Origin of the sequence: Geobacillus sp. LYN3 (genome assembly GCF_003064505.1) — a bacterium.
Classification (GTDB): Bacteria; Bacillota; Bacilli; order Bacillales; family Anoxybacillaceae; genus Parageobacillus_B; species Parageobacillus_B toebii.
Map to the genome: position 1 here is coordinate 769,322 of NZ_QCWL01000001.1, position 22,062 is coordinate 791,383.

General features: G+C 43.4%; 16 protein-coding genes and 3 pseudogenes. 15 read left to right on the top strand and 4 right to left on the bottom strand.

Annotated elements, in window-relative coordinates; translation table 11 throughout:
- The first annotated feature begins 602 nt into the window (after nucleotides 1-602).
- From istA to DCC82_RS04020, 5 genes and pseudogenes are all read left to right on the top strand, one after another.
- Nucleotides 603-1,865, top strand: coding sequence for an IS21 family transposase (istA, locus tag DCC82_RS04000; RefSeq protein ID WP_233252922.1), 1,263 nt, complete (start codon nucleotides 603-605; stop codon nucleotides 1,863-1,865).
- Nucleotides 1,862-2,626, top strand: a complete 765-nt coding sequence (istB, locus tag DCC82_RS04005; RefSeq protein ID WP_089096775.1) for an IS21-like element helper ATPase IstB — start codon at nucleotides 1,862-1,864, stop codon at nucleotides 2,624-2,626. Before istA ends, istB begins: the two co-directional genes overlap by 4 nt.
- A 199-nt stretch (nucleotides 2,627-2,825) precedes the next feature.
- Nucleotides 2,826-3,908, top strand: coding sequence for an erythromycin esterase family protein (locus tag DCC82_RS04010; RefSeq protein WP_233252923.1), 1,083 nt, complete (start codon nucleotides 2,826-2,828; stop codon nucleotides 3,906-3,908).
- A gap of 58 nt (nucleotides 3,909-3,966) precedes the next feature.
- Nucleotides 3,967-4,227 (top strand): annotated as a pseudogene (locus DCC82_RS04015) (DUF5360 family protein); the annotation flags it as partial.
- Nucleotides 4,228-4,294: 67 nt separating this feature from the next.
- Nucleotides 4,295-4,759, top strand: coding sequence for a PH domain-containing protein (locus DCC82_RS04020; RefSeq protein WP_044895066.1), 465 nt, complete (start codon nucleotides 4,295-4,297; stop codon nucleotides 4,757-4,759).
- Nucleotides 4,760-4,802: 43 nt separating this feature from the next.
- Here the strand turns inward: DCC82_RS04020 and DCC82_RS04025 are convergent.
- Nucleotides 4,803-4,931 (bottom strand): annotated as a pseudogene (locus DCC82_RS04025) (IS982 family transposase); the annotation flags it as partial.
- A 112-nt stretch (nucleotides 4,932-5,043) separates the two neighbouring features.
- On the opposite strand from DCC82_RS04025, the gene DCC82_RS04030 reads away from it, so the two are divergent.
- The 3 genes and pseudogenes from DCC82_RS04030 to DCC82_RS04040 all read left to right on the top strand — a co-directional run.
- Nucleotides 5,044-6,267: an erythromycin esterase family protein gene (locus tag DCC82_RS04030; RefSeq protein WP_097354069.1), complete on the top strand. Its 1,224-nt coding sequence runs from the start codon at nucleotides 5,044-5,046 to the stop codon at nucleotides 6,265-6,267.
- 444 nt (nucleotides 6,268-6,711) lie between these two features.
- Nucleotides 6,712-7,161 carry a histidine utilization transcription antiterminator HutP gene (gene hutP / locus DCC82_RS04035; protein WP_012749025.1) on the top strand — a complete coding sequence of 150 codons (450 nt, stop codon included), beginning with the start codon at nucleotides 6,712-6,714 and terminating at the stop codon, nucleotides 7,159-7,161.
- A gap of 113 nt (nucleotides 7,162-7,274) precedes the next feature.
- Nucleotides 7,275-8,330 (top strand): annotated as a pseudogene (locus DCC82_RS04040) (aromatic amino acid lyase); the annotation flags it as partial.
- A 21-nt stretch (nucleotides 8,331-8,351) separates the two neighbouring features.
- Here DCC82_RS04040 and DCC82_RS04045 read toward each other — a convergent pair.
- Nucleotides 8,352-9,149, bottom strand: coding sequence for a VOC family protein (locus tag DCC82_RS04045; protein ID WP_081189832.1), 798 nt, complete (start codon nucleotides 9,147-9,149; stop codon nucleotides 8,352-8,354).
- 27 nt (nucleotides 9,150-9,176) lie between these two features.
- Complete coding sequence (locus DCC82_RS04050) at nucleotides 9,177-9,653, bottom strand: hypothetical protein (protein ID WP_081189831.1); 477 nt, start codon at nucleotides 9,651-9,653, stop codon at nucleotides 9,177-9,179.
- Nucleotides 9,654-9,844: 191 nt separating this feature from the next.
- Here DCC82_RS04050 and gatC point away from each other — a divergent pair, with 191 nt between their 5' ends.
- The 3 genes from gatC to gatB are packed head-to-tail and all read left to right on the top strand — an operon-like array spanning nucleotide 9,845 to nucleotide 13,053.
- Complete coding sequence (gene gatC / locus DCC82_RS04055) at nucleotides 9,845-10,135, top strand: Asp-tRNA(Asn)/Glu-tRNA(Gln) amidotransferase subunit GatC (RefSeq protein ID WP_012749030.1); 291 nt, start codon at nucleotides 9,845-9,847, stop codon at nucleotides 10,133-10,135.
- 13 nt (nucleotides 10,136-10,148) lie between these two features.
- Nucleotides 10,149-11,609, top strand: a complete 1,461-nt coding sequence (gene gatA / locus DCC82_RS04060; protein WP_097354070.1) for an Asp-tRNA(Asn)/Glu-tRNA(Gln) amidotransferase subunit GatA — start codon at nucleotides 10,149-10,151, stop codon at nucleotides 11,607-11,609.
- 13 nt (nucleotides 11,610-11,622) lie between these two features.
- Nucleotides 11,623-13,053 (top strand): Asp-tRNA(Asn)/Glu-tRNA(Gln) amidotransferase subunit GatB, encoded by a 1,431-nt coding sequence (gatB, locus tag DCC82_RS04065; RefSeq protein WP_062755908.1) that lies wholly within the window; start codon nucleotides 11,623-11,625, stop codon nucleotides 13,051-13,053.
- A gap of 157 nt (nucleotides 13,054-13,210) precedes the next feature.
- Here the strand turns inward: gatB and DCC82_RS04070 are convergent, their stop codons facing one another.
- A complete protein-coding gene (locus DCC82_RS04070) occupies nucleotides 13,211-13,651 on the bottom strand; it encodes a hypothetical protein (protein WP_012749043.1) in 441 nt (146 codons plus the stop codon).
- A 144-nt stretch (nucleotides 13,652-13,795) separates the two neighbouring features.
- On the opposite strand from DCC82_RS04070, the gene DCC82_RS04075 reads away from it, so the two are divergent.
- From DCC82_RS04075 to DCC82_RS04090, 4 genes are read left to right on the top strand one after another with little or no spacing between them, the layout of a single operon-like run.
- Nucleotides 13,796-15,307 (top strand): TIGR02677 family protein, encoded by a 1,512-nt coding sequence (locus DCC82_RS04075; RefSeq protein WP_097354071.1) that lies wholly within the window; start codon nucleotides 13,796-13,798, stop codon nucleotides 15,305-15,307.
- Nucleotides 15,297-16,463, top strand: a complete 1,167-nt coding sequence (locus DCC82_RS04080; protein WP_097354072.1) for a TIGR02678 family protein — start codon at nucleotides 15,297-15,299, stop codon at nucleotides 16,461-16,463. The genes DCC82_RS04075 and DCC82_RS04080 overlap by 11 nt, the downstream gene beginning before the upstream one ends.
- Entirely contained in the window at nucleotides 16,453-20,583 is a 4,131-nt protein-coding gene (locus DCC82_RS04085) for a TIGR02680 family protein (RefSeq protein WP_097354073.1), read from the top strand. The genes DCC82_RS04080 and DCC82_RS04085 overlap by 11 nt, the downstream gene beginning before the upstream one ends.
- Nucleotides 20,580-21,857, top strand: a complete 1,278-nt coding sequence (locus DCC82_RS04090) for a TIGR02679 family protein (RefSeq protein ID WP_097354074.1) — start codon at nucleotides 20,580-20,582, stop codon at nucleotides 21,855-21,857. Before DCC82_RS04085 ends, DCC82_RS04090 begins: the two co-directional genes overlap by 4 nt.
- The last annotated feature ends 205 nt before the right edge of the window (nucleotides 21,858-22,062 follow it).

Below are 22,062 nucleotides of genomic sequence, written 5' to 3' on the forward strand. Positions count from 1 at the left end.
TAGAACGGTTTCGTTTACGTGTATTTCTGGAGTGTACAGGGAACACTACAGGTAGTCAGGCTGCTTAAGCGCTCCCTTCTTCCGCTATCGGTATGATAGTTGGTAGAATGGAACCCGTCAAGGAAAGCACTTGACTGTTTCCATTCTACCAACTTCGTGGTCTGTATGCGGAAGAAGGATCCTGACTGATGAACCTATTTCATCCAGCTAACATGTATCTAGGATTGAGTAGAAATCACAGAAAATGGTGAAGACCCTTTTTTTTTTTGCATTTAAGTAAAACTTTGAAGCGGGCGAAGAACATTTGCCCATTGCTGTTGGGTGATCTCAGCTCCGCTTTTCCTAAAGTCTGCCATTTCGTGTCGATATTCCGCCAAAAATGGCGGTGTTCCGACATAAGTTGGCGATGAAAGAACAAGGGATCATAAATAGATTTTTATTTTAAATTTCGATTAGTTTGAAGAAGGAATTTCACGAATTTTGTTGTAATTTATCTATTGTGTAATCAACGGTGATAAAATCCCCAATAACAGCGGTTTAAAATTCCCCGAAAATAACAGATAATCGTTTCAAAACAACATCTTAGATGGAGTGGAGAAACGATGCTGAAGATAGGGGAGTTTTTTATGATTCGAGAGTTATATCAGAAAGGCTGGACTCAAACAGCGATTGCCAAAGAAACAGGATTTGATCGGAAAACCATTCGTAAGTATCTAAAGGGGGACAAGCTTCCAGAACGTAAAGCCAATGGGAAAAAGAAAGCTAGTAAGCTAGATCCTTATAAAAACTATCTACTTCAACGAATACAAGAAGGTACAACGAATTGTGTTGTTCTCTTTGAGGAGATTCAAGCGATGGGATACACCGGCAAGATGACGATATTAAGAGATTTTGTTCGGCCGTATCGAGAACAGCCAAAGAAACAAGCCACCTTACGGTATGAAACACCACCGGGCAAACAAGCACAAATGGACTGGGCCTATGTTGGGAAGTATTTGGTGGATGGTCAATATCAAGATATTTATGCTTTCGTTATGGTACTTGGTTATTCTCGGATGAAATATGTGGAGTTTACGACCAATATGAATGTAGAAACATTAATGAAATGTCATATGAACGCATTTGCTTACTTTAACGGCATTCCCGAACAGATACTCTATGACAATATGAAAACCGTTGTTCTGAAACATAGTCCAATCGAAATTCGATTTAATCGGGTGTTTGAGGATTTTCTAGCATATTACGGTATTGTTCCAAAAGCATGTCGGCCGAAACGTCCACAAACAAAGGGAAAAGTAGAAAGAGTGGTAAAGTATTTGAAAGATAATTTCTTTCAGCGAAAACATGAACCTACTCTCTATGCATTAAATGAAGACGTTCGTACGTGGCTGGATCAAGTCGCCAATCAAAAACCGAATCAAACAACGAATGAACCACCAATTCAACGTTTTGAACAGGAACAGAAGTTCCTTCAAGCATGGGGAATCAAACCATTATTCCCTACATGTCGCTGGGAGACACGAGAGGTAAGTCGAGATTGTTTTGTTTCATACAGAGGAAAAAAATATTCCGTTCCGTATCGCTATGCAGGACAGGTTGTAAAAGTGAAAGAAACTCTTGACCATCATATCGAGATTTATGATGAACATGAGTGTATTGCCAAACATCCGATTTTGACAGGAAAAGCAACTGCCCATATTCAAATGGAACATTATGAGGGCTTACATACAAAAGAAAAAGGACAGAGAATAAAAGACGTTCAAGTTTTGGCGACCAACGATCTTTATTCTTCTGCCCCATCTCCTAAAGTAGAACAACGCCCTCTCGCTGCTTACGCAGCATTGGAAGAAGGTGAGACTGTATGATGAACGAGCTGTTAATCGAACGTTTAAAAAAGCTTGGTTGGCACCACACAGCCCACCAACTAGATAGTTTATTAGAAGACGCTTCTAGAGATAATGTATCATATTCTGCATTTTTAAACACTATTGTTTTACAAGAAATTGAATATCAAGAGTCCCAGCAACTAGCCAAACGAATGAAAAGAGCGAAATTGCCTTATATCAAAACGATCCATGACTTTGACTTTTCCTTTCAACCAAGCATCAGTGAAAGAAGAGTGAAAGAAACACTTACCTGTCGATTTATTGCCAACGGGGAAAATCGAATCTTACTAGGCCCTCCGGGCGTTGGGAAAACTCATTTAGCGATTTCTTTTGCGGTAGAAGCCATTACCCAAGGATATACAGCTTTATTTTTAACGGCAGACGATTTAGTAGTCGAATGCCGAAAGGCAAACGAAAAAGGGACGCTCCAGCGATTAGTGAATCGTTGGAGTCGTCCAGATGTACTCATTATTGATGAAGTAGGTTATTTTCCTTTTGATGAGCTAACTGCCAATGTCTTTTTTCAAGTCGTATCGAAACGGTATGAACATGGCTCTATGATTCTCACATCGAATAAATCCTATCTCGAATGGGGAAAAGTATTCGGCGACGATGTATTAGCAACAGCGATTTTAGATCGTTTATTACATCACGCCATTACCTTTAATATCAAAGGCGATTCTTACCGACTACGGGAAAAGAAAAAAGCAGGGGTTTATCCTGCCCAGCTATCGAATTAACCGTTCATAATGGGGAATTTCATTTCGTTGAAATTGGGGAATTTTAAATCGTTGTTGACAGTGTGAGATGTTGGTGAAATGACGGAAAAAGAGATAAGGTGAATTTTAAATGACTACTTTATTTGTAAACGAAGTCAAAAATCAAAGTATCGATATAGGGGATATGGACCGCTATCATTTTGAGTTTCTTCAGCCGATTTTGGAACATAAACGCTTTGTCTTCCTTGGGGAGAGCAGCCATTGCGTCAAAGAATACAGTCTAGCAAAAGTAAGCCTGATTAAATATCTTCATGAAGAATTGGGATTTCATGTACTCGCCTTTGAAAGCGAATTGGGGCCATGTATGATCGGCGATTATCTGTCTGATCAACTTGATTCTAAACGTTTTATGGCGGGTACCATTGGGCGTGTGTGGCAAAATGAATTTGTCCTTGGATTATTTGACTATATGAAAAAAATGAAGCAGGAGCGGCCGCTGTATTTTACTGGTGTGGATGTTTATCAAGGAAAAAAGGAGAATTTGTTTTCGGAATTCCTCGAGTCTTATTTAACGGGTCCGACCAAACAGAAGTTTGTCGATTTTGAAAAGCGGGCGATCGAGGTTTTGATTGCAGCCGATAAACGGAAAATCAAGCGTTCGATGCGCCAAAATATAAGGGAAGAGATGGAAAGTAAGGGCATGGAATTGATTGAGGAACTCAAACAGCATTGTTTTCCGGACAGCAAGATTTATAAAATTGTCCTCCGTACGATGGAAAATAGAGTAAATTATTTGAAAGCAACTTTAGAAAAAAGTTTCTCGAAACTTTTTGAGTATCGGGATGCATTAATGGCAAAAAACCTAGAATTTTTAGTACGGGAAATATACCCAAATGAAAAATTTATCATTTGGGCACATAACATGCATATTAGCAAAAATACTTCCGCCAAGCGCCTGTCTGCCTATAAATCGTTTGTGGAAAACCTCTCCCAAACGATTAAGGAGAAAAGTTTTGTATTGGGGTTGTATGCAAAGGAAGGCAAAATGTTGGATTATACAGGTAAGGAATATCCAATAAAAAAAACGAATAAAAAACATTTGGAAAGCCTTCTTGACCATTCCCCTTATCAAAATAGTTTTATTCAGTGCAATGGAAACTGGGCACAGAAAAAGTGGCGGGCCTATGAGGGCGGAGGAATGCCTACTTCCTTTGTACCTGCACAACAATATGATGGGATTTTATTTTTTAAATATGTTTCCCCGGCTTACTTTGATGTTTCGGAGAGGAACAGAGAAGAGTAATTTAACATTTTTCCCGAGAAGTCTCCCTTCCTCTAAACAGAATGAAGGTGGGAGAGGTTCATTTTTTCCGTTAGATATTTTTATTTCTATAACGGGTCTTTACAGCATATATCAATATAATAAAAATAATCCAGCGTGGATGAACTATGCTTTGATTTCCCTTGTTTTGACTTTTTGTTCCGGATTGCAAGCCATTGCATTTTGGGTTTTCCGCAAAGATTTTGACATCACTTGGTGGGCTGCCAATTTGTATTTGATGATTTACCCGTTGTTTTTTATTAAAGATTTTATTGCCGAAAAGAATAAGGACCGTCTGTGAAGGTATGATGGATCAAAATCGTTGGTGAAATGCGGTTATGACTTATTTAAGAAAAAGGTGAAAGAAAATGTTTTTTCCTTCAAAAAAGGATTTATGGATGACTATAATCATTTGGTCAGTCATATTGGCGTGTATCATACCTCCTATCTTATCTATCGAACCTATAGGAGTCATCATGCTACCATCAATTTTGGATACTAAACCGGTTACAACAGTCATAATGGTTGTTCCTGCTATATTATTAGCATGGATATGGTTTGGAACTGGTTATAAAATTGAAAACTCAAAACTAGAGATTCAAAGCGGTCCCTATAAAAAAACTATTAATATAGATGAAATCAATAAAGTACGTAACACCAAAAATCCCTTTACAGCACCTGCTTTATCTATGGACAGGATTGAGATTAGTTACGGAAAATATGAATTTATCACCATATCTCCGAAAAACAAAGAAGAATTTATTCGTCAGCTTCTAAAGGTAAACCCTCGAATACAATTGGATAATCAAGATGGTGTTGCAAAACTAGAGTAAAAGCTCAAAATTATGTATAAGAACCCGTGGTGCTAGTTGAGTCTTAACGCTCAACTAGCCCAAGAACAACAAGCGAGTAAGCCAGTAAAATACCATCCAGCGCCGTTTCAAATCCAGAAACCGAGTTCGCTCGAATCTCGGTGATCCGATACGAATCGACTAAAATCGAAAATTTAATTGCACTTTCATTTTAAGGAGATCCTCATGCAAGGGCTATTTTTATGCTTGTCTGATTTTATCTAGCACCACGGGTATATATGACTTATTAAAAAGGAGATGAACGCATGTTTTACCGTAAAAGTAATATTTCTTCTGAAATCGATTGGCTAAAAGATCATACATACAGTATACAATTGCATGAATTAGATGATCATTCCGATTTGTATTTTTTAAAACCTTTATTGCAAAATAAGCGGATCGTTTTTTTGGGAGAGAATGGCCACGGCGTGGCAGAGCATAGCCTGATTAAAACAAAGATGATTAAGTACTTGCATAAAGAATTGGGGTTTCGAGTTTTAGCATTCGAAAGCAGTTTTAGTGACTGCAGCATATGCTTTTATCAACAAGATCAACTGGATATAAGGCAATGGATGAAACATTCTTTGTTTAAAGTCTGGCATACGGAGGAAGTCGAGACTCTCTTTCATTATGTGAAGGAAACACAATTATCCAATCAGCCTCTCATCTTAACAGGATTGGATATTCAGCCTGCCTCAAACGATCATATTACTGGCAAATTTCTCTCAAAAATGTTTTCAAATATGGATAAGTCCTATGGTGAGAAAATAGTAGAGTTGGAACAAGAAATGCTTTACCAATATGTCAATTCCCGTAGTCCGTCCATTTCCAAAAAGGAACGTAAGCGAAAATGCAAAGAATGGATGGCTCTTTATCAAGAATTCCTCTTTTTATTAGATAAAAACAGTCTTGAGTTACAAAATAAGTTTGGAAAAGACGCTTTTTTGCTTGTGAACCGAATTTTGCAAAACCGAATTTTCCTTATGCAGATGATCTCTTCCCATTTCATGAAAGCGATAAAAATCCGAAATAAGGCAATGGCTGACAATATTTCGTGGCTGGCACAAGAGATGTTTCCTAATGAAAAGATAATAATATGGGCGCACAATGGGCATATAATGAAGCAATCTAGGAGATTGCTAGGGTTTCCATCGACATTTTCTTATTTACCTCCCAAAATCAAGGAATCCTCCTATACCATTGGGTTTTTTATGTATAGTGGACAAGCAGCGGAAAATAATCGCAGTGTATATGAAGTACAGCAGCCTGATCAAGATAGCATCGAGTTTCGAATCAAGCAAGTAGGACATGAAATTGGCTTTTTAGATATCTCGCGGCAAAGAAAAGTGCCTCAAAATCGTTGGCTTTTCAAGCATACTTACACGATGCATGAAGGGAAGCAATTAAATCTTATCAAGCCTATTGCTTGTTACGATGGGCTTGTCGTTTGTGCGAAAACATCTCCTCCAAAGTACATCAATCTAAATTAAAGCAGGAAGATTTTTCGCATTACATGTTATTCATTTCTTTTGTCATTTTGTCAGCAAGGTTAAAATTCCGACATGAGCAAGCTTTTTTGCCATTTCCTTGAATGAAAACGCCATCGGACAATAAATTTGTTCGCCATGCGTTTCACGGTTCAGGATCGACATGTCCAGGTCCTCAAGAAAAATATTGCTGCCTATGACAGAAAAGAGGTCTTTACTATGATCACCGATGTCGGCGTTAACTTAGTGATGTTTTCTTTTCCATCATGTTAATTCCCAGCCTCGCCAATGCAATCCAAATTCCTTCCCTTTTAGCTTGTTAATTCATTACTTTGCTAACTTGTTAAAATATGGTAAAAAATAATTGACAATAAAAGAATGGAGCCGTTACAATAATAGTAAGTTATTAGTTTGTTTAGAAAATTTTAAAAATAGGTGCTGATTTGCGTGTTGAAGCAGGCAAAAGGAAGAATTGGCCGCAATGCGGTGCTCTTAGCGCTTTTTGAAGAGGAAGAAGAAGGAAAAATCACCGCTCATTTAGACAACTTGCAATGGCGTTATTGCAAAGGTAAAGTCGGTTCAATGGAACTGCAAAAAATTGTTGCTTCCGTTGAAACGGCAGCGAAGCGAAACAATGTTGTAAACGGCGAGCTATATCGAGAAATGCACGCGCTGTATCATGCGGTAGTTGAGGCGGTGCAAGGCGTAACGAGAGGACAGGTCGAGCTAGGAGATTTAATGAGAACCGTCGGTCTTCGTTTCGCTGTTGTCCGAGGAAACCCGTATGAAAACAGCAAAGAAGGAGAATGGATCGCCGTTGCCTTATATGGTACAATTGGCGCCCCGATTCGCGGGCTCGAACATGAAACGATTGGATTAGGAATCAACCATATTTAAAATAGGAAGCCTATAGTTTTTTAGTTATGAGGAGGCTGCATTCGCAATGTGTGTATTGCGGATATAGCCTCCTTCTTTATTTCGCTAAAGCGCGATGGAGAGGGTGGGAAAACATGGTCGTTTTAACCGGTCATACGTTAACGCTAGAAGAAGTAAAACGGGTATTGTATCGTGATGAATTGGTCATCGCTTCCAAAGAGAGTATGAAGGCGGTGGAGCGAAGCAGAAAAGCGGTGGAAGAGATTGTGGCGAATAAAAATGTGGTGTATGGCATTAATACAGGATTCGGAAAGTTCAGCGACGTCTTGATTGCCGCTGGCGACGTCGAAGAGCTACAATGGAATTTAATTCATTCGCACGCATGCGGCGTGGGGGAGCCGTTTCCGGAAGAAGTGTCTCGCGCCATGCTCCTTCTTCGTGCTAATGCCCTTTTAAAAGGGTATTCCGGTGTGCGTCCAATCGTTATTGAACGGCTGTTGGATTTATTGAACGCCAAAATCCATCCGGTCATTCCACAACAAGGCTCGCTTGGGGCAAGCGGCGATCTCGCTCCGCTTTCTCATCTGGCGCTTGCCCTTTTAGGAGAAGGAGAAGTGTTTTATCGAGGCAAGCGAGTTCCCGCTATAGAAGCATTATCCGCAGAAGGCATTGCGCCGATTACGTTAAAGGCGAAAGAAGGATTGGCGCTTATTAACGGCACTCAGGCGATGACGGCGATGGGAGTGGTGGTTTATTTAGAAGCGGAACAGCTGGCGTATGAAAGCGAAGCGATTGCCGCTATGACGATCGAAGGCTTGCGCGGCATTATTGATGCATTTGATGAACATGTGCACCTCGTCCGCGGTTACAGACAACAGGTGGAAGTGGCAGCAAGAATTCGCGATTATTTAGCAGGCAGCAAATTGACGACAAGACAAGGCGAGTTGCGTGTGCAAGACGCTTACTCGCTTCGCTGTATCCCGCAAGTGCATGGAGCTTCTTGGCAAGTGCTTGATTATGTAAAAGAAAAGCTGGAAATTGAAATCAACGCAGCAACGGACAATCCGCTCATTTTTGAAGGAGGAGCGAAGGTGATTTCCGGCGGGAATTTTCATGGTCAGCCGATTGTTCATAGTGCCAGGCACCTAAGAAGTCGCCGCATCATTCGGAACCAAAACAAAAAAGCTTCCTTCTTGTCGAGAGGAAGCAACTTAAACGGTAAACTGATATACCCCGTTTTTTATATGGACGGTTTTGTTTTCCGGCATCCCCGTGATTCCGCATAAAAACGGACGGTTGATAAGAGCATAGTCGATTGGAGCGGTGAGGCTTTTTGCTTCATATAAGCGGATCGCTATGTTTCCGATAGCGAGTTCGAAATAGGCACCAAATTCATCGTTGCTTTCCATTACGGACTGGCTGGGTACATCAAATAAGTGGCAATATTTTTGCAACGACTCGTCAAGGCGGCTTACATTTATTCCAATATACGAAAGAGACGGGGTTCCGATGCTGTGCTGCATAAGCGGTGCCATTTCCGTCGCGCGGGCTTCTTCCGGTTCGCCCCACTGAATAAAAAACGGATAGCGGCATGTGTCATCTTGTTTGTCCTCGATAAACAGCATCGACCAGCTTAATACTTTACCATCTTCACGTTTTCGGCTTCCGGAAAACGGACCAATCGGCTTTAGCCCTTTTGCCTGAATGTGGGCAATGACAGAATAGATATCGTCTGTGCGGAATGCCAATTGTGAAAAGCCTTCTCCTTTATAGGAATCCGCAACGATTTGCTGGATCAATACATTGTCGGAAGTTTTTGCTTTATCAAAGTCCATAAAGCCGATCCATTCAATGTAGCGCAGTTCGGTAAAGTAGTTCAGGCAGTTATACGTCCCCCAAGAAGGATGCTTTCCACCGTTTATAGCGTGAAATCCGATAAGCTGAAATGCGGTTTTTGCTTCTTCCGGATTTTCTGTATAGTGAACGATATGATCAAATGTGACATTCATGTTTTCTTCTCCTTTTTAGCAAAAATTTTAAAACAGCCTGCTTTTTATTTTATATAGCTCTCGCTCGTTCGCAGTTGTTTTATGAACGGCAAAATCGATATCAAGCTGAATATTGTCTAGCCGTTCGTTCAGCTGTTGGTAGTGGGAATCTACTTTTTCCTCAAGTTTGTGAAGGCCTTGTTTGAGAGAAGTGATTTCACCGTGGATGTTGTGTACGTCCATTGTGAGGGCTTCAAGTTTGGCATCTGTTTCATCTTGACGGTGAAGAAGCGCTGTCATTAGTTCGTTCAGTTCCTTTAGTCCGGATTGCAAATAAGCTTGTTCTTCTTCTAATCGTTTTTGCCCTTGGAGCAGTATTTGTTGTTCCCGGCGGATCGTTTGTTGTTCTTTTCGGATAGTCAGCTGTTCTTCCTCTAACCGTTTTTGCCCTTCGACAAGATTATGCAATGTACCTTCGATATTGCCAAGCTTGTCAAGCACTTGCTGGAGAACTGTTTCGTCCATAAAAATCCCCCATTCACGCTGCTTTGGTTATTTAAAAATATTATAGCACATATGTTCGTTTCTATCAAGAATATGGTGGAAAGCCGTTTTTGTATTCTTGCACAGAACGCGCGGCAAATGTTGCTTCATTCAATGAAAGTTTGGTATCATCATAGTATTGTGGTAGGTCGAACTCATTGGAGGTGAAAAAGATGTCAAGAATTTCTATCGAACAAGTAAAACATGTGGCGCATTTGGCGCGTTTGGCGATTACGGATGAAGAAGCAGAAATGTTTACAAAGCAGTTGGACGCGATTATTACATTCGCCGAACAATTAAACGAACTCGATACTGAAAATGTTCCGCCAACATCACACGTGCTTGATATGAAAAATGTCATGCGCGAAGATGTGCCGACACCGGGGCTTCCGCTTGAAGAAGTGTTGAAAAACGCGCCGGACCACCAAGACGGTCAATTCCGCGTACCAGCCATTTTAGAGTAAGGAGGGGGAAGCAATGTCATTATTTGACTATAAAATTTCCGAATTACATACCCTTTTACAAAAAAAAGAAATTTCTGTTTCCGATTTAGTGGATGAATCATTCCGCCGCATTGGCGAAGTGGAAGAACAAGTGCAAGCGTTTTTAACACTAAATGAAGAAAACGCGCGCGCGAAAGCGAAAGAGTTAGATGACAAGCTAGCGAAAGAAGGAAACGATTTTGGCGTGCTTTTTGGCATGCCGATTGGCATTAAAGATAATATTGTAACAAAAGGGCTTCGCACGACATGTGCAAGCAAAATTTTATATAACTTTGACCCAATTTATGACGCAACGGTTATGGAGCGCTTAAACGAAGCCGGTGCGATTACGATTGGAAAATTAAACATGGACGAGTTTGCCATGGGGTCTTCCACGGAAAACTCCGGTTTTCAGCTCACGCGCAACCCGTGGGATTTAGAGCGCGTACCGGGCGGCTCTAGCGGCGGTTCCGCTGCGGCAGTAGCGGCAGGCGAAGTACCGTTTGCTTTAGGTTCTGATACGGGCGGTTCGATTCGCCAGCCGGCGGCATTTTGTGGAGTTGTCGGGCTGAAACCTACATACGGCCGTGTATCGCGCTTCGGGCTTGTCGCGTTTGCCTCTTCACTTGACCAAATCGGCCCGATTACGCGTACGGTAGAGGATAACGCCTACTTATTGCAAGTCATCGCTGGTTTAGATCCAATGGATTCGACATCGGCAAACGTAGAAGTGCCAAATTACGTAGAGGCGCTTACCGGCGACATTAAAGGCTTAAAAATCGCCGTGCCGAAAGAATATTTAGGCGAAGGTGTTGCGGAAGAGGTTCGCCAATCCGTCCTTGATGCATTAAAAGTATTGGAAAAATTAGGAGCGACATGGGAAGAAGTATCACTTCCGCACTCGAAGTATGCGCTGGCGACTTACTATTTGCTTGCTTCTTCGGAAGCATCCGCGAACCTTGCCCGCTTTGACGGTGTGCGTTACGGATACCGCACGGATAATGCGAAAAACTTGATCGATATGTACAAACAAACGCGCAGCGAAGGCTTCGGCAACGAAGTGAAACGCCGCATCATGCTTGGGACGTTCGCGTTAAGCGCCGGATATTATGACGCGTATTATAAAAAGGCGCAACAAGTGCGGACATTAATCAAACAAGATTTCGAAAAAGTATTTGAGAAATACGACGTCATTATCGGACCAACGACGCCGACACCAGCATTTAAAATCGGTGAAAAAACGCACGACCCGCTAACGATGTACGCGAACGACATTTTAACGATTCCGGTAAACCTTGCCGGCGTTCCTGGAATCTCCGTACCGTGCGGATTTGTGAACGGCTTGCCGGTCGGCTTGCAAATTATCGGCAAACATTTTGATGAAAGCACAATTTACCGCATCGCTCATGCGTTCGAGCAAGCGACCGACTATCATAAACAAAAACCAGCGTTATAAGGGGGGAAACATGATGAATTTTGAAACGGTCATTGGTCTTGAAGTTCACGTTGAGCTAAAGACAAAATCGAAAATTTTCTCCAGTAGTCCAAATGCGTTCGGAGCGCCCCCAAACACGCAAACGAACGTGATCGATTTAGGCTATCCAGGGGTTCTTCCGGTATTGAATAGACAAGCGGTAGAATTTGCGATGAAGGCAGCGATGGCGCTAAACTGCGAAATCGCGACCGAAACGAAATTTGACCGTAAAAACTATTTTTATCCGGATAACCCAAAAGCGTACCAAATTTCGCAATATGACCAGCCGCTTGGCAAAAACGGCTGGATTGAAATCGAAGTGAACGGCAAAAAGAAAAAAATCGGCATCACCCGCATTCATTTAGAAGAAGACGCAGGGAAACTGACGCATACCGGAGATGGATATTCACTTGTCGATTTCAACCGCCAAGGCACTCCATTAATTGAGATTGTGTCAGAACCGGACATTCGTTCGCCAGAAGAAGCGTATGCGTATTTGGAAAAATTAAAATCGATCATCCAATATACAGGCGTTTCCGATTGTAAAATGGAAGAAGGTTCGCTTCGCTGCGACGCGAACATTTCCCTTCGTCCAATTGGTTCAGACAAATTCGGCACGAAAACAGAGTTGAAAAACTTAAACTCATTTAACTTTGTGCGCATGGGGCTCGAATACGAAGCAAAGCGGCAAGAGAAAATTTTGCTTTCCGGCGGCGTCATCCAGCAAGAAACGCGTCGCTTTGACGAAGCAACAAAAACAACGGTGCTCATGCGCGTCAAAGAAGGTTCGGAAGACTACCGCTACTTCCCAGAACCAGACCTTGTTATGCTATATATCGACGACGAGTGGAAAGAACGCGTTCGCGCTTCGATTCCAGAGCTTCCAGACGCGCGCAAAAAACGCTATATCGAAGAGCTTGGCTTGCCGGAATACGATGCGAAAGTATTAACGCTGACGAAAGAAATGGCCGATTTCTTCGAAGCGACGGTCGCAAACGGAGCAGATCCGAAATTGGCGTCCAACTGGCTCATGGTTGAAGTATCTGGCTATTTAAACGCAGAACAAAAAGAACTGCATGAGATCGCGCTGACGCCAGAAAGCTTAGCGGGCATGATTAAGCTCATTCAAAACGGCACGATTTCGTCGAAAATCGCGAAAAAAGTGTTTAAAGAACTCGTCGAAAAAGGCGGAGACCCAGAGAAGATTGTCAAAGAAAAAGGGCTTGTGCAAATTTCCGATGAGGCGACATTGCGCAAAATCGTCATCGAAGTATTGGATGCTAATCCGCAATCCGTTGAAGACTATAAAAACGGAAAAGACCGCGCGCTTGGTTTCTTAGTCGGCCAAGTGATGAAAGCGACAAAAGGACAAGCCAACCCGCCGCTTGTCAATAAGTTGTTAGTAGAAGAAATTAACAAACGATAAACAAGTTAAAGCTGGCTGCATCAAGCCAGCTTTTATTTATGAGAAAGTGTGGAAGACATGCTATATCATGACAACAATCCAATCAAGCTAAAGATTGATGCACATTTATGTAAAATCAAGCGGTTGGCGCCTAAAAGCGTCATGCCGCTTACAATGTTTACGGGCTAACTAACCGTTGCAGCGTGCTTTCGACTTTAAAAACGCGGTTGTTGAGAACTTGCATGCCGGATTCATGGTCATGGAGGAGAGGCAGGACTTTGTCTTCGAGCACGTTGGTGAGGTGAGTGACTTTTCCTTTCAATTCGTGGACGTCAAGTGAGAGTGCGTCATATTTTGCAGTGAGGACTTCTTGGCCATGGCGGACGGCTTCGCTGATCGCTTTTGTTTCGGTGATTTTTTCATCAAGAACAATAACGGTGCTTTCGACGTTTGCTAAACGCTCCTTCACACTGGCCATGTCTTTTTCCAAGGTAGCCACTCTCTCTTCGACACGGCTCATCCGCTTTTCCAATTTGTCGACACGATTGCTTAACGTTTGGATATCGTTGCGCGTGAGTTTGACCTCTTGGAGAATTTCTTGCAGCAGCGCCTCTACCATGTACTCACCTCCTTTATATCCTTCATTATACATTAAACATTCCGACAAACGCCATGTCGAATGGAATAGATTTTTAGTGGAGTAATTGTTCGACATTTATTACAATGGAAATAGATGATCTGAAGAACGATAAGGAGAATGGACATGGATGCTTCCTGGCTAAAGCCGATTTCGGAGGTAAAGTATTTAGCGGTGGATAATGCGTATCGCTATCGCGCGATTTTGCGCTATTTTTACACACAGCACGAACGGATGCGGCAATATTTGTTTCCAGAAGAAGTGTATGCGTTTTTAAAACAGCACGATGAATTTCGGGATTATACAGAAGATGATTTGCAGCAAGATTTAGATCAACTCGTCAAATGGAAAAACTTGATTGCGAGACAAGAAACAACGCACATTCGCACGATTGAAGAGTTTAAAAAGAAACGGTTTCGCTATCAATGCAGCCCGTACACGGTCGAAATCGAGCGTATGATCCGCGCGCTCGAGCAGCTTGGCGATTCGTTTGGCGGGTCATTGGAAAAAACACGATTTGACCGCCTGTATACTTCGCTTGTCCGCATCGAAACAATTATCAAAAATGGATTTGCGGAAAAACGAGATGAGATGAACCAAGTATGGGAAGAAACATTTGACTATTTCAAAAAAATCATTCAAAATTCCGCCGACTATATCGCTTACTTGAACAGCGAAAACATGGAAGAGCAAATGATGTCAGAGGCGTTTCTCGTATATAAGGAAAAGTTCACAGCGTATTTGCGAGATTTTATCCTCGCGTTGCAAAAAACATCGATGCAAATTGAAAAACTGCTCGAAGACTTGCAGGAAGAAGAAGTACGTCAGTTTGTTCATCATGTCGTAGACTATCAAATGACGATTCCGCGTTGGGAAGATCTTTCGCTTACAAGAGAGCAGATGGTGGAAGAACGGATGGAAACATGGCGCAGCTTAAAAGAATGGTTTTTAGGCCGGAACGGGCATGACAGTGAATTGGCGTTTTTGCAGAAACAAACGAACGAGGCGATCCGCCGTATTACAAGGGTTGTGCAGCGGCTTGGCGAGCGGCACCATCATTTTCGCAGCCGAAAAAAAGATTATTTGTATCTAGCACAATGGTTTTCTAAACTCGATTCGCTAGAAGATGCGCATAAATTGTCATCAGTTGTGTTTGGCTGTTTTCACACAAAACATTTGGTGACGGACAATGATGCGACCGAAGATATGTATCGCGACATTTGGGAGGAAGCACCGAGTGAATGGACGGTGAAGCCGCGCGTCCGCCATTACCAGGAAAAGAAAAAGCCGCAGGCAATCGTAGACAATGAAAATAAAAAGAAACAAACAATGGTGGAGTTTTTACAGCAAAAACAGCGTGAAGAAGAAGAGCTCAAACAGTTGGTTCAAGACGGCAAAATTATTTTACGCGAGTTGCCGGTTGTCGCTCCCCATGTTCGCAAAACGTTATTAAGCTGGATTGCGAAAGCGATGACGCGCGAAGATCGAGTCGTGAAAACGGAAATTGGCTGGAAGGTGAAAATTGTCAAAAAAGACGATTCATTTATTGAATTACACGCGGAAGACGGAACGATGATCATGCCGAATTACGAAATTCATTTTCTTGAGAGTAGGGAGGAGCTAGTGAGTGGAGCGTGATTTTGATGAAAAGGCGAAAATAGCACTAAAAGTGTTACTGGAAAACTTTTGGATTACCCGCGAGCGTGACCCGGAATTGTTTCAGCTGATTCGCGAACGAGAAAATATCGTAAAACGTTATGTGCAAGAAAAATTCGGTTATCGCCTCATTGTTCACCGTTATTTTGCTAAACTTGAAAAAATACCGGCGGAACCTGAGGCATGGATGGGAATTGAATCATTTCAAGAACCGCTCGATTATGCGCTGTTTTGTTGTTTGATGGCATATTTAGAAGGAAAGGAAGTGGAAGAAAAATTTTTGCTGTCGGATGTCTGTGAGGAAATAAAAGCGATGTATCCAGGGGACGTTCCGCTTGATTGGACAAACTACCAGCAGCGGCGCGCGCTGGTCCGTGTATTAAAAACCGCTGAAGAACTTGGGGTCGTGAAGCGGGTGGACGGCGAAATCGAAGGATTCGCCCAGCGGGAAGACCATGAAGCGCTATATGAAGTCCCCGTGCTTTCTCGTTATTTTATGCGTTCCTATCCGAAAGATTTGACGCAGTACAAAACGATGGAAGAATTGTTAGAAGAAGAGTGGAAAACCGCTCCGCAAGATTATCGGCGCCACCGCATTTATCGGCAACTGTTTTTATCTCCAGTTGTTTATCGACAACAAAAAGACGATCCTGACTTTTATTACTTGCGCAACTTTCGCCATCGATTGCGCGAAGATATTGAAGCGCATAGCGATTTTCGCTACGAACTGTATAAAAACGCCGCTTTGCTCACCCTTCCGGAACGGGAAAACGTATATACGCTGTTTCCCAACCAAAAAGGAACGTCAGATATTATTCTTCATTTCGCTTCTATTGTCCGTGAACATCTTCTAGATTATCCACCAGACGAATACGGGAAAATCAGAATGACACAAGCGGATTTTCAGCGGCTGCTTACAATATGCAAGGAGCGCTATGGAGAAGGATGGGGAAAAACGTATCGCGACATGACTCCAGCGCAGCTAACATCGGTGCTGTTGGAGGAATTAAAACAGTGGAAAATGGCGGATGTGGAAAAAGAAACGGGAATGATCATGCTATATCCACTGCTCGGACGGATAGTTGGCCATTATCCTCCCGATTTTATGAAGAAAGGAATGGATGATGATGACGAATAAATGGGTGCTCCATCGCGCGGGACTATTAAATTTTTGGTATTACGATGAAGAATATTTCCATTTTGCGGACGGCAGGCTGTTTCTCCGCGGCAGCAACGGTTCGGGAAAATCAGTGACGATGCAAAGCTTGATTCCTGTTTTGCTTGACGGAAAGAAAACCCCTGACCGCCTTGATCCGTTTGGGTCACGGGCGCGCCGCATGGAAGATTATTTGCTTGGGGAAAAGGAATTAGTTGATCGTGATGAACGGACAGGCTATTTATTTTTGGAATATAAACGAAAACATAGCGACCATTATATCACAACCGGAATCGGTTTAAGGGCGAAACGCCAGAAAGGCATGGATTTTTGGGGATTTGTCATTTTTGACAACCGCCGCATCGGTAAAGATATTACATTGTACAAAAAGGAAAAAACGGGCGAAAAAATCCCGCTGACAAAACGAGAATTAATCACGGTGCTTGGCGACGGCGGAACGGTTGTCGATACGCAAAAAGAGTATATGGAGCTTGTCAATAAATATATTTTCCGTTTCGAATCGCTCGAAGCGTTTCAAGAATTGATCGAGCTTTTGATTCAGCTTCGCAGTCCGAAATTATCGAAAGATTTCAAGCCGACAGTCATTTACGAAATTCTCGAAAGCTCGCTGCCGGCGTTGACGGATGACGAATTGCGCCATTTATCGGAAACGATTGAAAACATGGACCAAGCAAAGCAGCAGCTGGAACAGTTGGAACGGGATGAAGCGTCGCTGCGTCGACTCTGCCAGCACTATCAGCAATATAACGAATATATGATATGGGAAAAAGCGAACGAATGGCTCAAAGCAGCAAAACAAGAGGAAAAATTAACGGAAGAGCGCGAGCAGTGCCTCCGCGATCAAGAGCGGTATGCAGCACGAAAAGAAGAGCTGGCAACGGAAATTCAGGGCTTACAAAATGAGCAAGCGGTGCTTCGCAAACGGGAGCTGGATTTAGCGAGCCACGAAGTGTTTCGGGCCGAAGAAAAATATCGGGAAACGAAACAGCGCCTTGCGAACGTGCAAGATCAAATAATGAAAAAAGAACGTTATCTTGATGATAAACAACAACAAGAGCGCAAGTTGAAACAAGAGATTGCCAAAAGCGAAGACGTTCTTCACCAGTCTGCGCAAACGATCGACGAACAACTGGAAGAATTGCGCTATGCCGCGCTTGAAAGCGCCTTTGCCTCACATGAACTAAATGAAGAAGACTTTCAGCGGCATCGAAACGAGCCGTTTGACTTTACGCTTTGGCGAAAAGAAGCGGAAGCGTATGAAAAACGGTTAGAGGAAATATTGTCGCTTTGGACGCGCCATGATGACCTCAAGCGCCGATACGAAGACGCATACCACGAGCTTGGAGAACAGCAGCGTTTACTAGACAATCTCCATAATGACGCGAAAAAATGGCATGAGCTATTGGAAATGGAAAAATCGCGCCTGCAGGAAGCGGTGTTTGCCTGGAAAGAAGCACATCCTGATATTCCGATCGATGAAGAAACAATCCAATCGTTTTTGCGTTATTTAAACGAGCTATATGAACGCTATCATTTTGAAGATGTAAAGAAACCGTTTGCCGACCGATATTATGAGGCGTTGGACCAGAAAAAAGCGGAAAAAGTGAGATGGGAACACGAAATCGAGCTAGTAAAACGAGAAATCGCAGAAACAGAAGAAGAACTGCGCCGCTGGAAAGAACAAAAAGACCCTGAATTAGAGCATGACGAACAAACCGCACAAGCCCGCGCGGCTTTACAAGCACGAGGGGTTGCGTACGTGCCATTTTACGCAAGCGTTGAGTTTTACGACCACGTGCCAGAATCGTTGCGCGAACGAATCGAGTCATCGTTATACCACGCAGGGCTATTGGACGCGTTAGTGACCGAAACAGACGTTTCCATCGTGCATGACCGTATTCTCAAACCAAATCCTGTGGAAATGGCGCATACGCTTGCCGAATATTTACGTCCTGATGTGGATGAAGATCTCGGTGTTTCCGCCGAGCGCATTGAGTCTGTTCTTCGCAGCATTCTTATTTCTGATGAGGCGCAAGAAGGGCGATTTACGATGAACGAATCGGGTCATTATTCGTTTGGACTCCTTCAAGGCCATGCGCCGAAACGAGAACAAGCGATCTTTATCGGCCGCAACGCCCGCAAGCGGTGGCGCCTTTCCCAAATCGCGCAAATCGAGGAAAAGCTTCAACAACTAGATGAACTTCTTCAGCAAAAAAAGGAACAGCTTGCGCATGTGGAAGCAACAATTGCCTCCATCCATGAAGCGTTTCAAACGTTCCCGTCTGACCGCGATGTTCGCGCGGCCTTTGACGAATGGGACCGTACAAAACGCGCCATCACAAGCAAACAACAAGAAGTGGAACGAAAAAGCGAAAAATTGAATAGCATCGCCCGCGACTGGCAACAAGTAAAACAAACGCTTCGCGAAAAAGCGGAAGGACTCGATCTTGAATTTACAAAAGAGCGGTACGAAGAGGCGCGGCGATGGATGAAATTGTATACGGGTCATTTAACGGAATTGGTTCTGGAACACCGTTCGTTTCTCCATCAATTGCAAGTCAGCCGCTATCATCAAGACCAGCTTGAAACCGTCCAAGCGGAAATCGATGAAGCAAAAGGTGAAATCAATATATTAGCCAGCGAGCAACAACGCCTCCTTTTAGAAATACAACATATGGAACAAATGTTAAAACAGATGGGAGCGGATGACATTCGCGCGGAAATCTCCCGCGTTCGCGATCGCCTTGAATGGGTAAACAAGGCGTTGCCGGAAAAGATAAACGAACAAGCTCACATCGAACAAACGATCAAATCCACTCACCGTCAACTAGAAGAGTTAGAGCGAAAACTTCAATTTGCTAGCACGCTTGCAGCAGTATGGAAGCGATCGTTTATCGCAGAAGCGGAACACGGTCTTGTCGAAGTAGCGGAGAATGTAGATCCGCATGAACAAGCAAAAGATGTTGTTCGCCGCTACGGATCAATCGGAAAAGAACAAACGCGTTCATCCGTGATTGCTAAATTGAATAGCGTATTCTTCCAAGAAAGCGCGAATTTAGTGGAATACCGCCTATCTCAAGAACCTGTCGCATTAGAAGAGGAAAATCCGTTTGCTGGTATCGATTTGGACGAAGAAATGGAGTTAAAGGTGAGCGATTGGAAAGAAAAACGGGATCGGATCATTCTTTTGCTTGATTACAAAGGACAGCGCGTCACTCCGTTCTATTTATTAAAGGAAATGGAAAAAGACATTCTCCTTCAGCGGGAATACATTAATGAACAAGACCGCGAGTTGTACGAAGATATTATTTTAAAAACGGTCGGACGTATTTTGCGCAGCCGCATTCAGCGTGCCGAACGCTGGGTGAAAGATATGAACGCGCTCATGCAACAGCGAGATGCTTCTTCCGGATTATTGTTGTCCATTCAATGGAAACCGAAAACAGCGGAAACAGAAGAAGAAATGGATACGAAAGAGCTTGTTGAATTGTTGCGGATGAATTCGCGATTGTTAAAAGAAGAAGATTTGCAGCGGGTCACGATGCACTTCCGGTCCAAAATTAACCGCGCCCGTGAAATGTTAGAGGAGAAAGGGCAAGGAAACACGCTCCATCAAGTCATTAAAGAAGTGCTCGATTACCGGAAATGGTTTACGTTTACGCTCTATTATCAAAAAACAAATGAGCCAAAACGGGAATTAACGAACCAGCGATTTTATCAGTTTAGCGGCGGAGAAAAAGCGATGGCGATGTACATTCCGCTCTTTGCGGCCGCGTATGCCCGCTATCAAGAAGCAAGTGAGGAGGCGCCATACATCATTTCCCTTGATGAAGCGTTCGCCGGTGTGGATGAAAATAATATTCGCGATATGTTCGATCTTGTTGAATCGCTCGGCTTTAATTACATCATGAACTCGCAGGCGCTGTGGGGAGATTACGACACCGTGCCGGCTCTTTCGATTTGCGAGCTTGTGCGCCCGAAAAACGCTTCGCACGTCACCGTGATCCGCTATTATTGGAACGGAACGATGAAGCGGCTTGTGACAGATTGGGACGAACAAGAAATGGTGGTGAAACAATGAAATCATTGCCGGAACTAGCGGCGGAAGCGGCGCAATTTTTTCGCGGTGAAGCTGGATTTCACCGCCTTTTTTGCGAAATGAAAAAGAAGTACGAATCGCTCGGCCGCATTGGCGGCACCATTTCCCTTGCGAATTTTACGAAAGAAGAAAAAGAAGCAATCGCGGCGTTTTTTGGGAAGGAAATGACGCGCGTTTCGCTGCAGGCGTTTGCCAAACAACTGGATAAGACAAGATTTGCAGGTGTTTCACTGGAAGAGCTGTTAGTCCATTATTTTGGAGAACCGCTCGTCGCAAACAAAGAAAGGCGTGAAGCGGAACAACAAGAAAAAGCGGCGTTTTTCCAGCGTCTGATCGCCGCTTGTCCTAGTGGAGCGGAATGGCTTACGGCAGCGCTGGAGCACCCGAACGAATACCGCCTGCTTCATCAGGCGTACGCCCAGCAGCGCGAGGAGCTGTATGCGTCCCTTTGCATGGTTTGTGAAGCGATTCGCCAGCTGCCTGAAAAAGGAACATACGAACGCCTGCCGCTATTCGCGCAAAAAGTAACCGGAGACCCGCACGCGTTTGATTTGCACACGTTTCAAGGAAAACTGCTGCTATCCGCATTGGAATTTTACTCTCGAAAAAAATATCAGCTTTCGTCTGTAGAAGAAGTCAATGAACTATTGCAATCGTTCGGCATATTGCGCGAAGACATCCTCAATTTCGTGACGTGCGCGGGAATTTTGGCAGAAACGAAAGAGGGCATTCATCCCGTATTTTCCGCCGCTTGTGAAACGAATATGGCGCTGAATGTGCCGCTGAGGGAGATAGTGTCACTAACCCGCGCGTATCCAGCGAAAGGAAATGCCGTCTTTGTCGTAGAAAACGCCGGCGTTTTTTCTGAACTGCTAGACGAAGCGATGCCGCTTGTCAGCACAAACGGCCAACTCAATTTGGCGACGCTATTGCTTCTTGACTTGCTTGTGGAGTCGGGCGCTCATCTTTATTATTCGGGCGACTTTGATCCAGAAGGTCTGAAAATGGCCGATCGGCTTGCCGGGCGATACGGCGAGAATCTTTCCCTTTGGCATTTCACGCGTGAGGACTACTTTGCCTCGATGCCGAGTGTGTCGCTTTCTGAGGAGCGGCTGGCTAAGCTCCAATCGGTTTCCTCTCCCAAACTGCAGCCAGTAAAGCAGGAGATCGAGCGGTGCAAGAAAGCGGGGTATCAGGAGGCGATTTTATTGATGCTTCGAGAAGATATAGAGAAGGAAAAGGCGGAGTTAAGTTAATCACTCCGTCTTTCTTTGCAAAGAAAGTTTACAGGCATCAAAAATGGGATATAGCTTTTAGGATGTTTAGTAACCTATAATACAGACGGATAACGATATGCGATCGTATATATAAACTATCATTCGTGGTGAAAAATGTCGTCGACCTCCAATCGTGCAAAAAGTGCGGGGGATCGACGACAGTTTCTTTTTCTCCCTCTTGCTT